Below are 18567 nucleotides of genomic sequence, written 5' to 3'. Positions count from 1 at the left end.
GAAGTGTGTTAGATAGCTGATTTTGCTTAAATAGATCAAGTTGTGGACAAGATCGCTATTTATCACAGTTTCAATCTGGTGCTAGCTCTGAGACGTTCTCGATTAATCTTTCTCGTAACAGAGCTTCTTCTTCTTCACTTAATTTGTTGCCTTGTGGACTGGTTAAGATGAATAAGTCTTCTGCGCGTTCGCCCATTGTAGTGATTTTCGCAGCGTGCAGATCCAAATTCAGTTCGGAAAAGGTAGCACCGACAGTGGCTAATAGCCCCGGAGTATCAAGAGCGACGAATTCCATAAGCGTGCGCTTTTTACTTCGGGTCGGCAAAAAGTCGATCGTGGTTTTTACTGTAAAATGCTTCAGTTGGCGAGGCAGTCGACGTGTTTTCAGTTCGAGAGCGCTTTCGCTTTTTAGCACGTTAACGATGTGCTTACTGAGAGCCTGATGACGAGCTTCTTCAATCACGGATCCATTCTGATCTAGTACCATGAAGGTATCGAGCACATAGCCATCTTTGCTTGTCATGATCTGTGCGTCATGGACGTTAAGGTTGCGTCTGTCCAACTCACCAACCACTTTGGCAAAGAGGGAAGGTTGGTCTTTGGTGTAGACAAAGATCTCTGTACCGCCGCGAGGCGCACGTTTACTCAATATCACTAATGGTTGCGTTGGATCTTTGTGGCGAAGTAAATGAGTACAGTGCCATGCAATTTGTTTGTGAGTATGACGCAGGAAATAGTCCGCTTTGAATCTTTGCCAGAGTAACTCAATTTCTCTGCTGCTAAAGCCTTCTTTACGTAACAAAGCGGAAGCAAGCTGTTGGTTGTGGCGAATACGGTCACGTACATCTACAGGGTTTTCTAATCCACGACGCAGTGCGCGTTGAGTTGAATAGAAAAGCTCTGCAAGCAGAGTTCTTTTCCAGCTATTCCACAGTTCTGGGTTGGTTGCACAGATATCTGCAACCGTCAGGCAAACTAAATATTCCAAGTATTCTTCGTCACGGACTTTTTTCGCAAATTCGATGATGACTTCAGGATCGTAAATATCTCGGCGTTGTGCAGTCACAGACATCAAAAGGTGATTGAGTACTAACCAAGAGACAAGTTTGGCCTCTGGCTTTGACAACCCATGTTCGATACAGAAATCATAGGCTTCCCCCGCGCCGATCTCTGAGTGATCCCCACCTCGTCCTTTACCGATATCATGGAAAATAGCCGCAAGAATTAATAGCTCTTTTTTCTGCAATTTAGGATAGATTTCGCAACAGATTGGGTGTCTGTCATGATTCGCTGGATCGCCAAAGGTATTGATGTGTTTGAGAAGTCGAATACTATGCTCATCAACGGTATAAGCATGGAACAGGTCGAATTGCATCTGACCAACTATTTGGCTCCATTGCGGCAGATAAGCGGCTAGAACGCCCAGTTTGTGCATTAAGCTGAATGCTCTGTGCAACGCATTCGGATGACGCACAAGTTCCATAAACTTTTCGCGTGCTTCAGGGATGGTATGCAAGAACTTGTTCAATCGGCGGCGAGCAGTGCGTAACTGGCGCATGGTTGCCGGAGCCACACCATCAATGGTTGAGTCGTTAGCGATATGGAGAAACATGTCCAAAATTGTTTCTGGCCTTGCTTGAAACAGAGCAGGCTTTCTGGCTTCGATCAAGCTACCGCGACGTTGGAAATCTTCATCGAGGATGACGGGTTCACACTCTTCACCATTGTTCAAAATGGCTTGATCAAACAGCTTTAGCAGCATTTTGTTGAGTTCTGCAACTCGGCGAACCGTGCGGTAGAACTCTTTCATCATCATCTCAACCGCTCGGTTGCCTTCACCAGTAAAGCCCAAATGTTCTGCAACTTGTGCCTGCAAGCCAAATGTCAGGCGGTTGTCGTAGCGTTTGAGTTCCATGTGAAGGGCAAAGCGCACTCGCCACAAAAAGTCTTGGCACTCAACCAGCTCTCTATATTCCGCATCGGTTAAAAATCCGTAGCGGCTCATCTCATAAAGGGAGGTCGCGCCAAAGTGGCGGCGGGCAACCCAGCTTAGAGTATGAATGTCACGTAGGCCACCTGGCGTCGACTTGATGTCTGGTTCAAGGTTGTAGGTGGTATCGTGATAACGTGCATGACGTTCACGCTGTTCTTGAATCTTCGCTTTGTAGAAGGTTTCGCTTGGCCAGAAAGATTCTGAATGAATCAGCATTTTCAAGCGGTGGAAGGTATCTTCACTGCCTGCTAATAGTCGTGCTTCTTGTAAGTTGGTTGCGACCGTCAAGTCAGATCGGCCTATCTCTGAGCATTCATCAACAGTGCGAACCGCGTGTCCCACTTCTAAGCGTAAATCCCAAAGCAGAGTAATAAATTCGCTGACTTTACGTTCTGTCTCTTCAGCGATTTTTTTGTTCGAGATGATCAAAATATCGATGTCAGAAAGTGGATGAAGTTCCCCTCGTCCGTAGCCGCCTACCGCTACTAAGCTAAGCTCAGGGTTGTCAATAAACCCGAAATGTTGCCATAAACGATGCAGGAGTAAATCCATATACTCTGAACGTCCTAAAACAAGATCAGCCACTGGGTGGTGATTCAAAAATTCTTGCTTTTGATACTGGGCAAAATGTTCAAGCTGTTGTTTTAACTCACCGATGGTCAGTTGTTCATCAGAAAAAGTTAAAGGAGACTGAAAAGGCATAGTCAAAGCATCCATGCTGGTATCTCTTATTGAGATAACAAATAAGTACGTGTTGAAATGAATCTAACAGATACGAACAGATAAAAAAATATCCCTGAGAGCAGGGATATTTTTATCGGTATTCAATTTTAATTTCGCTTAAGCATTAACGAGGAAGCGAGGGAGTGATTCTTCTTCACGTAAGGTCAGAATTTCACAACCGTCAGCAGTGACTAAAATCGTGTGCTCCCATTGAGCAGATTTCTTGCCGTCTGCTGTGTAAACAGTCCAATCATCTTCATCATCTAAGCGACAACCGAACTTACCAGCGTTAATCATTGGTTCGATGGTAAATGTCATGCCTTCACGAAGGATGGTGCGATCACTGTTCTTGTAGTGAACCACTTGCGGCTCTTCGTGGAACTCAGCACCAATGCCGTGACCACAATAGTCACGAACAATAGAAAACTTAGTGCTAGGGTTGTTCTTATTGTTCGTTTTGATGTACTTCTCGATAGTTGTACCGATTTCACCAAGTTGAATACCCGGCTTCACTTTCTTCAGTGATAAGTACAGGCTTTCTTGTGCAACCATACATAGGCGCTTGTCCGCAGGAGATACATCACCCACTAAAAACATTTTCGACGTGTCGCCGTGGTAACCATCTTTGATAACAGTGATATCGATATTGATGATGTCACCGTCTTTTAGTACCGCAGGGCGAACCAATTGACCGAAAGTGGTATCTTGAGTTGCAGGAATACCATGACACACAATGTGGTTGATCGATGTACAGATTGACTTAGGGTAGCCGTGGTAATTGAGAGGTGCTGGGATTGCGCCTTGAACTTCGGTGATGTGTTTATGGCAGATTTGATCTAGCTCTTCAGTGGTCACACCTGCTTTTACATAAGGTTCAATCATTTCTAGAACTTCTGCGGCTAAGCGACCAGCAACGCGCATTTTTTCTATTTCTTCAGCATTCTTAATTTTTACAGACATCGGCTTTACTCTATATATTCGTGTTTGCACTTGGTGTGTGCTAATCGCGTTATTGTATCAGTGGAAAGTGGAAGCGCAAGAAAACACTCAAATAAGAATTGTTATGATCGCCTATAATGACTTCTAAGCGTTGAGCATTTATTGATGGATTTTCACCAGAGTGAGCGTTAGTCGCTGACAAGCGAGAGGCATTTTTTTCTAGCCATAAAGGTGAAAAATATGGTATAAAGCGCGCCGGAATCAGGGTCTGTTTTCTTCTATATAGGCGAATCAGATTTTGTTCCATTAACTTTTATCTTAAATCACACACATTCCGACACGTGTTCCGGGGTGCTCCAAGTATTAGCTTAGGAGTCGGATGCATGGGGGATGTGGAGGCCTAACCCCATAGAGGATTTTATAATGGCAACTGTATCAATGCGCGACATGCTGAAAGCTGGTGTTCACTTCGGTCACCAAACTCGTTACTGGAACCCAAAAATGAAGCCATTCATTTTCGGTGCTCGTAACCGCGTTCACATCATCAACCTTGAAAAAACTGTACCAATGTTCAACGAAGCTCTAGCTGAGCTAGTTAAAGTTGGCGAGAAAAAAGGTAAAGTTCTTTTCGTAGGTACTAAGCGCGCTGCATCTGAAGCTGTTAAAGAAGCTGCTCTTGCAAGCAACCAATACTACGTAAACAACCGTTGGTTAGGTGGTATGCTAACTAACTGGAAAACTGTTCGTCAATCAATCAAGCGTCTAAAAGATCTTGAAGCACAGTCTACAGACGGTACTTTCGACAAGCTAACTAAGAAAGAAGCTCTAATGCGTACTCGTGAAATGGAGAAGCTAGAGAAATCTCTTGGTGGTATCAAAGACATGGGCGGTCTACCAGACGCTCTATTCGTAATCGACGCTGATCACGAGCACATCGCAGTTAAAGAAGCAAACAACCTAGGTATTCCAGTATTCGCGGTTGTTGATACTAACTCTAACCCAGACGGCGTTGACTACGTTATCCCTGGTAACGACGACGCAATCCGTGCAGTTCAACTATACCTAAACGCAGCGGCTGAATCAGTAAATGAAGGCCGTAACAAAGACGTAGCTGTAGTTGCTGAAAAAGACGGTTTCGTAGAAGCTGAATAATAGCGGCTCCGAGTCTCACTTAGCGTATGAGTCAAAAACTGAAACATATGCTAGGTTATAGTTAGTATTGGGGGCCGATAATGTAGGCCCTCAATTTTTACCTTATCCAGAATTTAACTGAGGAATAGAGAATGGCTGTTACTGCTGCTCTAGTAAAAGAACTGCGCGAACGTACTGGCGCAGGTATGATGGAATGTAAAAAAGCGCTTGTTGAAACAAACGGTGACATCGAGCTAGCAATTGAAAACATGCGTAAGTCTGGCGCTGCTAAAGCTGCTAAAAAAGCAGGTAACGTAGCTGCTGAAGGTACTATCGCAATCAAAGAAGCAAACGGTGTAGCTGTTCTTCTTGAAGTTAACTGTCAAACAGACTTCGTTGCAAAAGATGCTAACTTTACTGCGTTCGTAAACCAAGTTGCTGAAGATGCACTAGCGTCTAAAGCTTCTGTTGAAGAACTACAAGCTAAATTCGAAGAAACTCGCGTTGCTCTAGTAGCTAAAATCGGCGAAAACGTAAACATCCGTCGCGTACAATACGTTGAGGGTGCTGCACTAGCTACTTACCGTCACGGTGAGAAGATCGGTGTTGTTGTTGCTGGTGAAGGCGACGCTGAAACTCTAAAACACGTTGCTATGCACGTAGCTGCTTCTCGTCCAGAGTACGTTAACCCTGAAGACGTACCAGCAGACGTAGTTGCTAAAGAGCGTGAAGTTCAAGTTGAAATCGCTATGAACGAAGGCAAGCCAAAAGAAATCGCAGAGAAAATGGTTGAAGGCCGCATGAAGAAATTCACTGGCGAAGTTTCTCTAACTGGTCAACCATTCGTAATGGAACCTAAGAAATCTGTTGGTGAAATCCTTAAAGAGCGTGGCGCTGCTGTTTCTACTTTCGTTCGCCTAGAAGTTGGTGAAGGTATCGAGAAAGCTGAAGGCCTAAGCTTTGCTGAAGAAGTAGCATTGGCTCAAAAAGGTTAATCCTTAGCGAATTGCTTATAAAAAGACCGTAGCCAAGGCTGCGGTCTTTTCACGAATAAGCTGGTGAATGTTTAGCTCGCTCATTTGTATAACTCACGAAGTTATATAGTTCAGCCAGCAGCTTAACCGTGATGAATGTGCTTACTTGAGTAAGCCTATTCATGACTGTTAATCAACAACTCTCTTTGGAAGGTAAAGTCCATGACAACGAACCCTAAACCAGTATATCAACGTATTCTGTTAAAACTTAGCGGTGAAGCGCTTCAAGGTGAAGAAGGTTTTGGTATTGATCCAGCCGTTCTAGATCGTATGGCTCAAGAAGTGAAAGAACTGGTGGAGCTTGGTGTCCAAGTGGGCGTTGTTATCGGTGGCGGTAACTTATTCCGTGGCGCTGGTCTGGCGAAAGCAGGCATGAACCGTGTTGTGGGTGACCACATGGGGATGCTAGCGACAGTGATGAATGGTTTGGCAATGCGTGATGCACTTCACCGTGCGTATGTGAATGCTCGTGTAATGTCTGCAATTCCATTGAATGGTGTGTGTGACGATTACAACTGGGCAGATGCTATCAGCCAGCTACGTGGCGGTCGTGTTGTGATTTTCTCGGCAGGTACTGGTAACCCATTCTTCACCACTGATTCAGCTGCGTGTTTGCGCGGTATTGAAATTGAAGCGGATATCGTTCTAAAAGCAACGAAAGTTGATGGAGTGTTCTCGGCTGACCCTGTAGCTAACCCAGATGCTCAGTTGTATGATAAACTTTCTTACAACGACGTTCTTGAGAAAGAATTGAAAGTAATGGATTTAGCGGCATTTACATTGGCTCGTGATCACGGCATGCCGATCCGCGTATTCAATATGAACAAACCTGGCGCTCTACGCCGCGTGGTTATGGGTGAAGCGGAAGGTACGCTAATCAGCGCCTAAGTATAATCACTCTCTAGATGAAACAAGAATTAAGGTGAAATTGTGATTAATGAGATTAAAAAAGACGCTCAAGAGCGTATGGACAAAAGTGTTGAAGCATTAAAAAACACCCTTTCTAAAGTACGTACTGGTCGTGCGCACCCAAGCCTACTTTCTGGTATCTCTGTGGAGTACTACGGTGCACCAACGCCTCTAAGTCAAGTTGCAAACGTTGTAGCTGAAGACGCTCGTACGCTTGCTATTACTGTTTTCGACAAAGAGCTAACGCCAAAAGTTGAAAAAGCGATCATGATGTCAGATCTTGGCCTGAACCCGATGTCAGCGGGTACTGTTATCCGCGTTCCACTTCCTCCGCTAACGGAAGAGCGTCGTCGTGACCTAGTTAAGATTGTACGTGGCGAAGCTGAAGGTGCTCGTGTTGCTGTACGTAACATCCGTCGTGATGCAAACAGCGACCTTAAAGGTCTTCTAAAAGATAAAGAAATTTCTGAAGATGAAGATCGTAAAGCACAAGACGAAATCCAAAAACTGACAGACCTAGCTGTGAAGAAAATCGATGAAGTTCTTGCAGTAAAAGAAAAAGAACTCATGGAAGTTTAATCTCTCATAACTTTCAATGATATAAACGCTGTGCTCGCAGCACAGCGTTTAACTATGCTACTCTTCACCATCTTTTTATCGTCAAAACTTCCTTATGCAAAATTCACAACTCTCTCCAGAAGCTTTACCACAACATATTGCAATCATTATGGATGGCAATGGCCGTTGGGCAAAAGAGCAGGGTAAACCTCGTGTTTTCGGACACAAGAATGGTGTGGCATCCGTTCGTAAAACAATCTCTACTGCCGCACGTTTAGGAATCCAAGCTGTCACCTTATTCGCATTTAGTAGTGAGAATTGGCGTCGCCCTGAAGAAGAAGTGGGTGTGCTAATGGAGTTGTTTATGACGGTTCTGACGACTGAAGTTAAGAAACTGCATAAAAATCAATTACGTCTGCGTGTTATCGGTGATAAGAGTCGTTTTAGTGAGCGCTTGCAAAATAAAATTGCTCAGGCAGAAGAGCTGACGAAAGATAATACAGGCATGTTGATCAATATCGCGGCAAATTATGGTGGTCAATGGGATATTACTCAAGCAACCCGAAGCATTGCGGAAAAGGTTGCGCAAGGTGAGTTGGTTGCTTCTGATATTACTGAGGAAACCATCCGTGCACATTTGACCATGTCAGATATTCCTGAAGTTGATTTAATGATTCGTACTGGCGGTGAATGTCGCATCAGTAACTTTATGCTGTGGCAGCTGGCTTATGCTGAGCTGTATTTCACGCCAACTTACTGGCCAGAATTTGGTGAGGAAAGTTTGGTTGAAGCAGTGACTTGGTTTGTTAATCGTGAGCGTCGTTTTGGCTGCACTGGTGAACAAATCAAGGCATTGATGGAAAAATAAAATAGGATTTTAAAGTTTGAAGCAAAGAATAATTACAGCGCTCATACTTGCACCTTTGGTGGTTTTAGCCATTTTTTATCTCTCCCTTCCTTGGTTCATGGTTGCATTGGCAACGGTGACTTTTATTGGTTCATGGGAATGGACACAGTTTGTAAATGCTTCATCTCGTTACCTTGCATTAGTCCCCGCAGTTATCGCAGGGGTAGGAAGTTACTTTTGGTTAGTCCCAGATGATGCTTGGTTCCATTCTCTCAGTGATTCTCATTTTTTGTTACTTATCGTGGGTAGTTTATGGTGGGTATTCTCTAGCTTTCTAGCTATTAGTTATCCTAAATCTCGCCCATGGTGGGAAAATTCCAATATTCTGCGCCACCTATTTGGCCTTCTTACACTGATTCCGTTTTTCTGGAGTGTAATTTTCCTTCGAGCAGAAAATATTGCTGTTGATTCGTATCACGGTGCACGTCTAGTCCTGTTTGTTTGCTTTATCGTATGGTCTGCAGATAGCGGAGCGTATTTCGCTGGGAAAAGCTTCGGTAAGCACAAAATGGCGCCCGCTGTTAGCCCAAACAAAACGATGGAAGGCTTAGTAGGTGGTGTTATTGCGGCAATGTTGGTGGGTTGGATATTTGCCGATTTGTTTAGCATTCAATTCACATCTGTGCCTGTCATGCTATTCACCATCTTAGTAACGGTGGTTATTTCTGTGCTTGGTGATCTGGTTGAGAGTATGTTCAAACGAGTTTCCGGTATCAAGGACAGTAGCAATATTATTCCAGGGCATGGCGGTATACTTGATCGTATAGACAGCCTGACAGCTGCTTTCCCTGTTTTCGCTTTTCTTTACTTCATGCTTTAACAGATAGGCAAGCGCGTCTTGCCTATTCCTATTATTAACAACGGTTTTGCTATGCGTAAGTTAACGATTCTTGGTGCAACAGGCTCTATTGGTGCTAGCACACTTAAAGTAGTTAAAGAAAATCCAGAACAATTCAAAATTGTTGCTTTGGCGGCAGGTGTTAACGTAGAAAAAATGCGTGAGCTATGCCTGATTTGGAAGCCACAATATGCTGTGATGGCGACGGCTAAAGCTGCTCAAGAACTTTCCTTACAGTTGTCTGGGCTTAATCTTCGCACTGAAGTGTCATATGGCATTGATGCTATGTGTCATGTTGCCTCCATGGATGACGTTGATACAGTCATGGCTGCTATCGTTGGTGCTGCGGGCTTAGTGCCTACTATGGCAGCAGTTAAAGCAGGTAAACGAGTGTTACTTGCCAACAAAGAAGCGCTTGTTATGTCCGGCCAGTTGTTTATTGATGCTGTTGAACAATATGGTGCTGAACTTTTACCTGTCGATAGTGAACATAATGCTATCTTCCAGTGTCTACCTAGAGAGGTGCAGTCTCAGCTAGGTCGCTGTGATCTCACTTCAAATGGGGTGTCTCACATTTTGCTGACAGGCTCCGGTGGTCCATTTCGCTATAGTGATGTCAGCACGTTAGCAAGTGTTACTCCTGAGCAGGCGATTGCTCATCCAAACTGGTCTATGGGGCCTAAGATTTCCGTTGATTCTGCAACCATGATGAATAAAGGTTTGGAGTATATTGAAGCTAAATGGTTGTTTAACGCTTCAAGAGAGCAGCTTAAAGTGTTGATTCACCCTCAGTCGGTAATTCATTCCATGGTGCAGTTTAAAGATGGTTCCGTGATAGCACAGATGGGTGAACCAGACATGGCAACGCCAATCGCGTACACTATGGCTTATCCACATCGAGTTAGTGCGAGTGTAAAACCTCTGGACTTCACTCGTTTAAGTGAGCTGACATTTATGGACGTGGATTATCAACGATACCCTTGTTTGAAATTGGCTATTGATGCTTGTTATGAAGGACAACATGCAACAACATCATTAAATGCGGCAAATGAGATAGCAGTGGAGGCGTTCCTGAAAGGGCAAATCCGCTTTACCGATATTGCAGTGATTAATGAACGTGTGTTGGCACAAGCATGTGGCTCTAATAACCAGCTACATTCCTACGACTTGGAAAGCTTACTAGAGCTAGATACAATGGCTCGCAAGCTAGCTAACCAAGCACTTAAAGAGCGTATATTATGAGTGGCATTTTGTGGAACTTTGTCTCCTTTATCGTTGCCCTTGGCATATTAGTCGCGGTGCATGAATTTGGACACTTCTGGGTTGCCAGAAAGTGTGGCGTCAAAGTCGAAAAATTTTCTATTGGTTTCGGTAAATCCATCTGGAGCAAAATCGGCAAAGATGGTACGGAATACAGCATCTCAATGATACCACTGGGTGGCTTCGTTAAAATGCTTGATGGGCGTGTGGACGACGTGCCTGCTGATCAGCAGTGCTATGCATTTGATAAAAAGCCACTTTGGAAACGTTCTGCTATCGTTGCTGCCGGTCCAGCATTTAACTTTTTCTTTGCGATTTTTGCCTACTGGCTGGTTTTCCTCGTCGGGGTCCCATCAGTTAAGCCTGTTATTGGCGAAGTTGTTCCTCATTCCATTTCAGCTCAAGCTGGTCTTGAGTCTGGTATGCAAATTAAATCCGTTGCGGGTGTCGAAACACTGAATTGGGAATCGGTCAACATGGGCTTGATCGACCATATCGGTGATAAGCAATTGGTAATGTCTGTAACATCTCAGGAAGGTGTTGGATTCGACGAAATTAAAACTTTAGACCTGTCAGAATGGAACTTTGATCCAGAATCAGAGTCTGCTATGGAGGCCTTAGGCTTTAAACCTTATACCCCTGAAATCTATATGTCTTTACAGAGTGTATCCGAAGGGGGGGCAGGTCAGCTTGCTGGTCTTGAGGTTGGTGATGTTCTGACGCACATTGATGGTAATGCTATCAATGACTGGCAGCAGGTTGTAACGGCTATCCAAAACAGCCCTGACAAGCCACTTCAATTGAAAGTTGAACGACAAGGTGAAGAGTTATCTCTGGTTTTAACTCCTCAGGCAAAGAATGTTGCTCAAGGGAAAGTGATTGGCTTTGCTGGTATCGCACCTGAAGTCGCAGAATGGCCTGAAAATTATCGCTTTGATCTCCAATATGGTGTATTTGAATCGGTTGGTAAAGCGGTCGAAAAAACAGGGCAAGTTATTGGTTTAACCGTCAATATGTTGAAGAAACTTATTGTTGGTGATGTTGGTCTGAATAACCTAAGCGGCCCAATTTCGATTGCCAAAGGCGCAGGAACGACAGCCGATTACGGCTTGGTTTACTTCTTGGGCTTCTTAGCACTGATTAGTGTGAATTTAGGGATTATAAATTTGGTGCCACTACCGATGTTAGATGGCGGACACCTATTATTTTTTGCTATTGAGGGAATTACCCGTCGCCCGGTACCAGAAAAAGTACAAGAAATGGGCTATCGAATTGGTGGGGCAATTATTTTCTCCTTAATGGCCGTGGCATTATTTAACGATTTTACTCGCCTGTGATTGATTAGCATTAGGCAAAAGCTGTAGTAAGGAATAATTCAAATACATATGGCAATGAAAAAGATCCTTTTCGCGACACTGCTCGCAACCAGCGTGTCGGCGAACAGTGCCGAAAATTTTGTTGTACAGGACATTCAGATCAACGGATTGCAACGTGTGGCACTTGGTGCAGCTTTGTTGAAAATGCCAGTTCGTATCGGTGATTCTGTCGACTCTCAAGATGTTGCAGGGATTATCAAAGCGTTATACGCATCTGGTAACTTTGAGGATGTTAAAGTTCTAAGGGACGGTGATGTGCTGGTTGTTGAGGTGAAAGAACGCCCGACGATAGCAACGGTCTCTTTCTCTGGTAACAAGGCAATCAAAGAAGAGCAGCTTCAACAAAACCTCGATGCTTCAGGTATTCGTGTGGGTGAAGCATTAGATCGCACAACGTTAAGCAACATTGAAAAAGGTCTTGAAGACTTTTACTACAGTGTTGGTAAGTACAACGCGACCGTTCAGGCTGTTGTTACACCGTTGCCGCGTAATCGCGCTGATTTGAAGTTTGTTTTTACCGAAGGTGTGTCTGCAAAAATTCAACAGATCAACTTTATCGGTAACGAAGTCTTTTCTGACGAAGAGCTTTTGTCTCGTTTTAACCTCAATGTGGATGTCGCATGGTGGAACTTCCTTTCTGATGATAAGTATCAGAAGCAGGTTTTAGCAGGTGATATTGAGGCTCTTCGTTCCTACTATCTTGATCGCGGTTACTTAAAGTTTCAGGTTGAATCGACCAATGTTTCTATCTCTCCAGATAAGAAAGGTGTCTATATCACGTTGAACTTGACTGAAGGTGAACCTTATACGGTCAAGGGCGTAAAATTCCGTGGTGAACTTATCGGCAAAGAAGATGAGTTCAATGCCCTGATTCCGTTTGAAGATGGCGAAACCTATAACGGCTCTGCCGTTACTCAGCTTGAAGAGGGCGTAAAACGTGTTCTTGGTGAGGCGGGGTATGCATATCCTCAAGTTCGTACGATTCCAGAGTTTAATGACGAAACCAAAGAAGTCTCCCTAGTTGTCAACGTAGAAGCTGGCAAGCGTATTTATGTACGCGACATTCGCTTTGTTGGTAACAATGCGACTCGTGACGAAGTACTTCGTCGTGAAATGCGTCAAATGGAAGGCAGTTGGTTAAGTTCGAAAGCGATAGATACGGGTAAAGCGCGTTTGAGCCGTTTAGGTTTCTTCGAAACTGTAGATGTACAAACCGTTCGAGTTCCGGGCAGCGAAGACCAAGTTGACCTTGTTTATAACGTTAAAGAAGCCAACTCTGGTAGCGTAAACTTTGGTATTGGTTACGGTACTGAATCGGGTGTGAGTTTCCAAGTCGGTCTGCAACAAGACAACTTCCTAGGTACGGGTAACCGCGTTGGTATCAGCGCAATGACCAACGATTACCAAAAGAACGTCACATTAGAGTACCGCGACCCATACTGGAACCTCGATGGTGTGAGCTTGGGTGGTAAAGTTTTTTACAACCAGTTTGAAGCGTCGGAAGCGGGTATTGTTGACTATACCAATGAAAGTTACGGTACCAACCTGACTTGGGGTTTCCCGTTCGATGAACTAAACCGCTTTGAGTTTGGTATCGGCTACACCCATAATAAGCTCGGTAACTTGTCTCCTTACTTGCAGGTTGAGCGCTTCCTGATTGCACAGGCAAGTAATGTCGATAGCGATGGCAGCTTGGTAACAAATGACTTTGATATCAACCTATCATGGACGCGTAATAACCTGAATAAAGGTTATTTCCCAACCGCGGGTAACTATCAACGTGCTTTTTATAAAATGACCGTACCTGGCTCTGACGCACAGTTCTTTAAACTGCAGTATGATGTTCGCCAATATTTCCCATTAACCAAGAAACATGAGTTTGCGTTGTTGCTTCGCGGTCGATTGGGTTATGGTAATGGTTATGGTCAGACGGATGGTAACGACAACTTGTATCCATTCTATGAAAACTTCTATGCGGGTGGTTTCACCAGTTTAAGAGGTTTTGGGTCAAACTCCGCTGGCCCGAAAGCCGTTTATCGTGATTATTCGAGCTCCAATAATGGTTCGGATATTGCCTCTGATGAATCTGTTGGTGGTAACGCGATCGCATTAGGTAGTATCGAGTTAATCGTTCCAACGCCATTTGCATCGGATGAAGCGCGTAGCCAAATTCGCACCAGTATTTTCTTCGATATGGCAAGTGTCTGGGATACTGAGTTTGACTACCGTGATGGCGGCGCAGATTATGGTAACGAGTACTACTATGATTACTCAGATCCAACCAATTATCGTTCATCTTACGGTGTTGCATTACAATGGATGTCACCGATGGGCCCACTGGTGTTCTCGTTGGCTAAGCCGATAAAAATTTACGAAGGGGATGATGAAGAGTTCTTCACATTCACCATCGGTAAAACGTTCTAATAGAGGAAAGTATTTTGAAAAATATGATGAAAGCTGCTGGTGTTAGTCTTCTTGTTCTTAGCTCATCAATGTTCGCAAATGCAGCTGAAGCAGCGCAAAAAGTCGGTTACATCAATACTGCGCAAGTATTCCAAGCACTGCCACAACGTGAAGTTGTGCTGCAAAAAATGAAAGCTGAGTTTGAAGACAAAGCAGCAGAGCTTCAAAGCATTCAAGCGCAAGCTAAAACCAAAATTGAAAAACTGAAGCGTGACTCTTCTCTGATGAGCCAAGATGAAGTTGAAAAACTGCGTATCGAAATTGGTCAGTTGGACAGCACTTATAAAATCAAAGCTCAAGCACTGGACAAAGCGTCTGCTCAACGTGAAGCGGAAGAAAAGCAAAAGCTATTCCACGTGATTCAGGAAGCTGTGAAGAAAGTAGCAGAGAAAGAAGGTTACGATATGATCATTGATATCAGCGCTATGCAATACGGAAAGCCTGAGTTCAATATTTCAGAAAAAGTAATTAAATCAATCAAATAACTAGCTCTTATAGACAAAAGCATTTAAACATGAAAACACTGACTTTAGCTGAATTAGCAGCAATTACTGGCGGTGAGTTACACGGTGATAGCAATGCTGTTGTTCATCGTGTTGCACCAATGGACAGCGCACAAGAAGGTGATGTGACCTTTTTGTCGAATCCTAAATACAGCAAACACTTAGCTGAATCAAAAGCAACAGTGTTGATGGTGAAAGAGTCAGAGCGAGCGCTGTGTTCGTCGAATGTGTTGGTTGTTGCTGACCCTTACGTTGCCTTCGCTAAGGTAGCTCAAGCGTTAGATTTGACGCCTGCACCGGCTGAAAATGGTGTGGCTGCAAGTGCCGTTGTCGCTGCAGACGTAGTTATGGGTACTAACGTTTCTATCGGTGCCAATGCTGTGGTCGAGTCAGGTGTTGAGTTGGGTGACAACGTGGTGATTGGTGCTGGCTGCTTTATTGGCAAAAATGCCAAATTGGGCAACAACACCAAACTTTGGGCGAATGTCAGTGTTTACCATAGCGTTGAAATCGGTTCAGACTGCTTGATTCAATCAAGCACAGTGATTGGTTCTGATGGTTTTGGTTATGCGAATGAGCGTGGCGAATGGGTTAAGATCCCTCAAATTGGTTCTGTACGAATTGGTAACCGTGTTGAAATTGGTGCATGTACCACGATCGACCGTGGTGCTCTAGACGATACCGTGATCGAAGATAACGTGATCATCGATAACCAGATTCAAATCGCTCACAACGTGCACATCGGATATGGTACAGCCATGGCTGGTGGTACAGTTGTTGCCGGAAGCACTCACATTGGTAAGTACTGCATTATTGGTGGTGCAAGTGTTATTAACGGCCACATTACTATTGCTGATGGTGTCACCATCACGGGTATGGGCATGGTAATGCGCAGCATCGAAGAAAAAGGCATGTACTCGTCAGGTATTCCTTTACAGCCAAACAAAGAGTGGCGTAAGACTGCAACTCGTGTTCATCGTATTGATGAGATGAACAAGCGTCTTAAAGAAGTTGAAAAGCAATTAGCGCAAAAAAACGACGCTTAATGGCATATTTTACAGACCTTTGTCGATAAGGCTCGCAAAGTGCGAGTCTTTTTCTTCTATACTCAAGTGACCTCAAGATACAGGATTCAGAGCTTCATCAACGAGCTCAGTTCAAGATAAATAACGGTAGGAATGGTGTTCCCTTTCAACGTTATTTAGCGCAGAAATGGGCTCGTTGATGAGCTCCCGAAGGGCGAGTTTTATTCGCTCTTATGCTGCGTTACTGCTTTTCTACGTAGAATGGCTATGTATTCAAATCAGTGCCTTGCCTAAGAGCGAATAAATTCTCGCAGAACAAGCATCTTGAAGTCACTTGAGTATATAATGCCGAAAAGATTTTTTGAAAATTTAATGAATAGGAATATGACTTTGACGACTGAAAAGAAAACGATGAATATCACCGAAATTCAGGAGCTACTTCCTCATCGCTATCCGTTTTTGTTGATTGATCGCGTAACAGATTACGAAGAAGGCAAATATCTGGTTGGCCTTAAAAACGTTTCAGTAAATGAACCTCAGTTTACAGGTCATTTCCCGCAGCTACCGATTTTCCCTGGCGTACTTATTCTTGAAGCTATGGCTCAAGCTACGGGTTTGCTAGCGTTTAAGTCTTTTGGCTCATCGAAAGAAAATGAACTTTACTACTTCGCAAGTATCGATAATGCAAAATTCCGCAAGCCAGTTGTTCCGGGTGACCAACTGATTATCGAAGTAGAATTCTTGAAAGAACGTCGTGGTATCGCACTGTTTAATGGTGTCGCGAAAGTAGACGGTGAAGTTGTATGTTCTGCTGAACTAAAATGTGCACGTAGAGAGTTTTAAAATGATTCACGAATCAGCAAAAATTCATCCAAGCGCAGTGGTAGAAGAAGGTGCGGTGATTGGTGCAAACGTAACTGTTGGACCTTTTACTTACATCACTTCTGGCGTGAAAATTGGCGACAACACAGAAGTAATGTCGCACGTTGTTATCAAAGGTAATACGGTCATCGGCAAAGAAAACCGTATTTTTCCTCATGCTGTTATTGGCGAAGAAAACCAAGACAAGAAGTACGGCGGTGAAGATACTACGGTCGTTATCGGCGATCGCAATGTGATCCGCGAAGCGGTGCAAATTCATCGTGGTACAGTGCAAGACAAAGCGACCACTATAGTAGGTAATGACAACCTGCTTTGTGTTAACGCGCATATCGCACACGATGTGGTTGTTGGTAACCATACGCATATTGGTAACAACGCTATTTTGGGCGGCCATGTAACAGTCGAAGACTACGCTGGCGTAATGGCGCTATCTGCCATTCACCCATTCTGTAGTGTTGGTGCTTATGCTTACGTCGGTGGCTGTTCAGCGGTTGTTCAAGACGTGCCTGCATACGTACTTGCACAGGGTAACCACGCAACGCCTTTCGGCTTGAACCTAGTAGGTTTAAAACGTAACGGTTTTGAAAAATCGGAGATTCGCGCCATTCAAAAAGCGTACAAAGAGATCTACCGCTCAGGCAAAACGCAAGCAGAAGTGTTGCCAGTGTTGAAAGAGATTGCGCAAGAGTGGCCTGCTGTAGAACGTTTCATTTCCATTTTGGAAACGACGGAACGTGGCATCATTCGTTAATTTGCGATTGAACTGACGATTGGAAAAGATCGCAGCTTAAATGCTGCGGTCTTTTTGTGTTTTAAGGCTAGCGATATTCATTTGCTATGCTCACATTCTTCCATAATTTAAGGCTAAAAGTATGTCTGAAGCGAGAAAGCCGCTGCGCGTAGGTATTGTTGCCGGAGAGATGTCTGGTGATACGTTAGGTGAAGGCTTTATCAAAGCAATTAAGCAGCAATACCCAGACGCAGAGTTTGTCGGTATTGGCGGTCCGAAAATGATAGCTCAAGGGTGTGAGTCGCTCTTTGATATGGAAGAGTTGTCTGTAATGGGCTTAGTTGAGGTGCTTGGTCGCTTATCTCGTCTACTGAAAGTCAAAGCCGAATTGGTTAAATACTTTACCTCTAATCCGCCAGATGTGTTTGTGGGCATCGATGCGCCAGACTTTAATTTGCGCCTTGAGTTGGACCTCAAAAATGCGGGTATCAAGACTGTGCATTATGTCAGCCCTTCTGTTTGGGCTTGGCGCCAAAAACGTATTTTTAAAATTGAAGCGGCGACCAATCTTGTTTTAGCATTTCTACCGTTTGAAAAAGCCTTTTACGATAAGTTTAATGTCCCTTGTGAATTTATCGGGCACACGTTGGCAGACTCGATTCCGTTGCAAAATGATAAATTACCCGCACAGCAACTTCTTGGACTTGATCCAACACGCCGTTGGTTAGCTGTATTGCCGGGGAGTCGTGGTGGTGAGATGAAAATGCTCGCACAACCATTTATCGAAACCTGTCAAAAACTGCGTGATAAATACCCTGATCTTGGTTTCGTTGTTGCCTTAGTCAATCAGAAGCGTCGTGAGCAGTTCGAAGCCGCTTGGAAAGAGACGGCTCCAGAACTCGATTTTGTATTAGTGGACGATACTGCGCGCAATGTCATTACCGCTTCAGATGCAGTGCTATTGGCTTCAGGTACAGTGGCGTTGGAATGTATGCTTTTAAAACGTCCTATGGTTGTCGGTTACCGCGTTAATGCATTAACGTATTTCTTGGCGAAGCGATTAGTGAAAACACCTTATGTGTCACTGCCGAACATATTAGCCGAGCAAGAGTTGGTGAAAGAATTGCTGCAAGACGAGTGTACCGTAGAAAACTTGGTGCATCATGTAAGCCAACTTTTGGATGGTAACAATCAAGCGATGCTGGAAAAATTTGCCGAAATGCATCAATGGATTCGAAAAGGTGCAGATGAACAAGCTGCTCACGCTGTGCTGAAATTAATAGAGAAAGCGTAATT

Annotated in this window: 17 protein-coding genes; 14 read left to right on the top strand and 3 right to left on the bottom strand. The window is 44.1% G+C overall.

The window, feature by feature from the left end:
* Nucleotides 1-70: 70 nt before the first annotated feature.
* The 3 genes from glnD to AAGA51_RS11895 all read right to left on the bottom strand — a co-directional run bounded on the left by glnD (nucleotide 71) and on the right by AAGA51_RS11895 (nucleotide 3962).
* A complete protein-coding gene (gene glnD / locus AAGA51_RS11905; protein WP_042480754.1) occupies nucleotides 71-2695 on the bottom strand; it encodes a bifunctional uridylyltransferase/uridylyl-removing protein GlnD in 2625 nt (874 codons plus the stop codon).
* Nucleotides 2696-2833: 138 nt separating this feature from the next.
* Entirely contained in the window at nucleotides 2834-3676 is an 843-nt protein-coding gene (gene map / locus AAGA51_RS11900; RefSeq protein ID WP_042480143.1) for a type I methionyl aminopeptidase, read from the bottom strand.
* 49 nt (nucleotides 3677-3725) lie between these two features.
* Nucleotides 3726-3962: a hypothetical protein gene (locus AAGA51_RS11895; RefSeq protein ID WP_156101997.1), complete on the bottom strand. Its 237-nt coding sequence runs from the start codon at nucleotides 3960-3962 to the stop codon at nucleotides 3726-3728.
* A 116-nt stretch (nucleotides 3963-4078) separates the two neighbouring features.
* On the opposite strand from AAGA51_RS11895, the gene rpsB reads away from it, so the two are divergent.
* The 14 genes from rpsB (at nucleotide 4079) to lpxB (ending at nucleotide 18565) form a co-directional block, all read left to right on the top strand.
* Nucleotides 4079-4807: a 30S ribosomal protein S2 gene (gene rpsB, locus AAGA51_RS11890; RefSeq protein WP_042480140.1), complete on the top strand. Its 729-nt coding sequence runs from the start codon at nucleotides 4079-4081 to the stop codon at nucleotides 4805-4807.
* A gap of 131 nt (nucleotides 4808-4938) precedes the next feature.
* A complete protein-coding gene (gene tsf / locus AAGA51_RS11885; protein WP_042480138.1) occupies nucleotides 4939-5781 on the top strand; it encodes a translation elongation factor Ts in 843 nt (280 codons plus the stop codon).
* A 201-nt stretch (nucleotides 5782-5982) separates the two neighbouring features.
* Nucleotides 5983-6708 carry a UMP kinase gene (pyrH, locus tag AAGA51_RS11880; protein WP_042480135.1) on the top strand — a complete coding sequence of 242 codons (726 nt, stop codon included), beginning with the start codon at nucleotides 5983-5985 and terminating at the stop codon, nucleotides 6706-6708.
* Between the two features lie 42 nt (nucleotides 6709-6750).
* Entirely contained in the window at nucleotides 6751-7308 is a 558-nt protein-coding gene (gene frr, locus AAGA51_RS11875) for a ribosome recycling factor (protein ID WP_042480133.1), read from the top strand.
* A gap of 94 nt (nucleotides 7309-7402) precedes the next feature.
* On the top strand, nucleotides 7403-8155 hold the full coding sequence (uppS, locus tag AAGA51_RS11870) for a polyprenyl diphosphate synthase (protein ID WP_042480131.1): 753 nt from the start codon (nucleotides 7403-7405) through the stop codon (nucleotides 8153-8155).
* 16 nt (nucleotides 8156-8171) lie between these two features.
* Complete coding sequence (locus AAGA51_RS11865; RefSeq protein WP_042480128.1) at nucleotides 8172-9014, top strand: phosphatidate cytidylyltransferase; 843 nt, start codon at nucleotides 8172-8174, stop codon at nucleotides 9012-9014.
* A 51-nt stretch (nucleotides 9015-9065) separates the two neighbouring features.
* Nucleotides 9066-10274 carry a 1-deoxy-D-xylulose-5-phosphate reductoisomerase gene (gene ispC, locus AAGA51_RS11860; RefSeq protein ID WP_042480751.1) on the top strand — a complete coding sequence of 403 codons (1209 nt, stop codon included), beginning with the start codon at nucleotides 9066-9068 and terminating at the stop codon, nucleotides 10272-10274.
* The gene (gene rseP / locus AAGA51_RS11855; RefSeq protein WP_042480125.1) at nucleotides 10271-11629 is read left to right on the top strand and encodes a sigma E protease regulator RseP; all 1359 of its coding nucleotides are present in this window, start codon (nucleotides 10271-10273) and stop codon (nucleotides 11627-11629) included. The genes ispC and rseP overlap by 4 nt, the downstream gene beginning before the upstream one ends.
* A gap of 48 nt (nucleotides 11630-11677) precedes the next feature.
* Nucleotides 11678-14092, top strand: coding sequence for an outer membrane protein assembly factor BamA (gene bamA / locus AAGA51_RS11850; protein ID WP_042480122.1), 2415 nt, complete (start codon nucleotides 11678-11680; stop codon nucleotides 14090-14092).
* A gap of 14 nt (nucleotides 14093-14106) precedes the next feature.
* Nucleotides 14107-14616: an OmpH family outer membrane protein gene (locus AAGA51_RS11845; RefSeq protein WP_042480118.1), complete on the top strand. Its 510-nt coding sequence runs from the start codon at nucleotides 14107-14109 to the stop codon at nucleotides 14614-14616.
* A 29-nt stretch (nucleotides 14617-14645) separates the two neighbouring features.
* Complete coding sequence (gene lpxD, locus AAGA51_RS11840) at nucleotides 14646-15680, top strand: UDP-3-O-(3-hydroxymyristoyl)glucosamine N-acyltransferase (RefSeq protein WP_042480113.1); 1035 nt, start codon at nucleotides 14646-14648, stop codon at nucleotides 15678-15680.
* 390 nt (nucleotides 15681-16070) lie between these two features.
* Nucleotides 16071-16502, top strand: coding sequence for a 3-hydroxyacyl-ACP dehydratase FabZ (gene fabZ / locus AAGA51_RS11835; protein WP_174435408.1), 432 nt, complete (start codon nucleotides 16071-16073; stop codon nucleotides 16500-16502).
* Between the two features lies 1 nt (nucleotide 16503).
* Nucleotides 16504-17292 (top strand): acyl-ACP--UDP-N-acetylglucosamine O-acyltransferase, encoded by a 789-nt coding sequence (gene lpxA, locus AAGA51_RS11830; protein WP_042480107.1) that lies wholly within the window; start codon nucleotides 16504-16506, stop codon nucleotides 17290-17292.
* A gap of 121 nt (nucleotides 17293-17413) precedes the next feature.
* Nucleotides 17414-18565 carry a lipid-A-disaccharide synthase gene (gene lpxB / locus AAGA51_RS11825; RefSeq protein WP_042480104.1) on the top strand — a complete coding sequence of 384 codons (1152 nt, stop codon included), beginning with the start codon at nucleotides 17414-17416 and terminating at the stop codon, nucleotides 18563-18565.
* The last annotated feature ends 2 nt before the right edge of the window (nucleotides 18566-18567 follow it).

The organism is Vibrio diazotrophicus (assembly GCF_038452265.1).
Lineage (GTDB): Bacteria > Pseudomonadota > Gammaproteobacteria > Enterobacterales > Vibrionaceae > Vibrio > Vibrio diazotrophicus.
This window is presented reverse-complemented; position numbering and strand designations above follow the sequence as displayed.

What these genes read in the sequence shown, in the direction of transcription:
- map (WP_042480143.1), bottom strand. Translation starts at nt 3,676, where the DNA reads ATGTCTGTAAAAATTAAGAATGCTGAAGAAATAGAAAAAATGCGCGTT.
- lpxB (WP_042480104.1), top strand. Translation starts at nt 17,414, where the DNA reads ATGTCTGAAGCGAGAAAGCCGCTGCGCGTAGGTATTGTTGCCGGAGAG.
- lpxD (WP_042480113.1), top strand. Translation starts at nt 14,646, where the DNA reads ATGAAAACACTGACTTTAGCTGAATTAGCAGCAATTACTGGCGGTGAG.
- tsf (WP_042480138.1), top strand. Translation starts at nt 4,939, where the DNA reads ATGGCTGTTACTGCTGCTCTAGTAAAAGAACTGCGCGAACGTACTGGC.
- pyrH (WP_042480135.1), top strand. Translation starts at nt 5,983, where the DNA reads ATGACAACGAACCCTAAACCAGTATATCAACGTATTCTGTTAAAACTT.
- bamA (WP_042480122.1), top strand. Translation starts at nt 11,678, where the DNA reads ATGGCAATGAAAAAGATCCTTTTCGCGACACTGCTCGCAACCAGCGTG.
- AAGA51_RS11895 (WP_156101997.1), bottom strand. Translation starts at nt 3,962, where the DNA reads ATGGAACAAAATCTGATTCGCCTATATAGAAGAAAACAGACCCTGATT.
- fabZ (WP_174435408.1), top strand. Translation starts at nt 16,071, where the DNA reads ATGAATATCACCGAAATTCAGGAGCTACTTCCTCATCGCTATCCGTTT.
- glnD (WP_042480754.1), bottom strand. Translation starts at nt 2,695, where the DNA reads ATGCCTTTTCAGTCTCCTTTAACTTTTTCTGATGAACAACTGACCATC.
- rseP (WP_042480125.1), top strand. Translation starts at nt 10,271, where the DNA reads ATGAGTGGCATTTTGTGGAACTTTGTCTCCTTTATCGTTGCCCTTGGC.
- rpsB (WP_042480140.1), top strand. Translation starts at nt 4,079, where the DNA reads ATGGCAACTGTATCAATGCGCGACATGCTGAAAGCTGGTGTTCACTTC.
- uppS (WP_042480131.1), top strand. Translation starts at nt 7,403, where the DNA reads ATGCAAAATTCACAACTCTCTCCAGAAGCTTTACCACAACATATTGCA.
- lpxA (WP_042480107.1), top strand. Translation starts at nt 16,504, where the DNA reads ATGATTCACGAATCAGCAAAAATTCATCCAAGCGCAGTGGTAGAAGAA.
- ispC (WP_042480751.1), top strand. Translation starts at nt 9,066, where the DNA reads ATGCGTAAGTTAACGATTCTTGGTGCAACAGGCTCTATTGGTGCTAGC.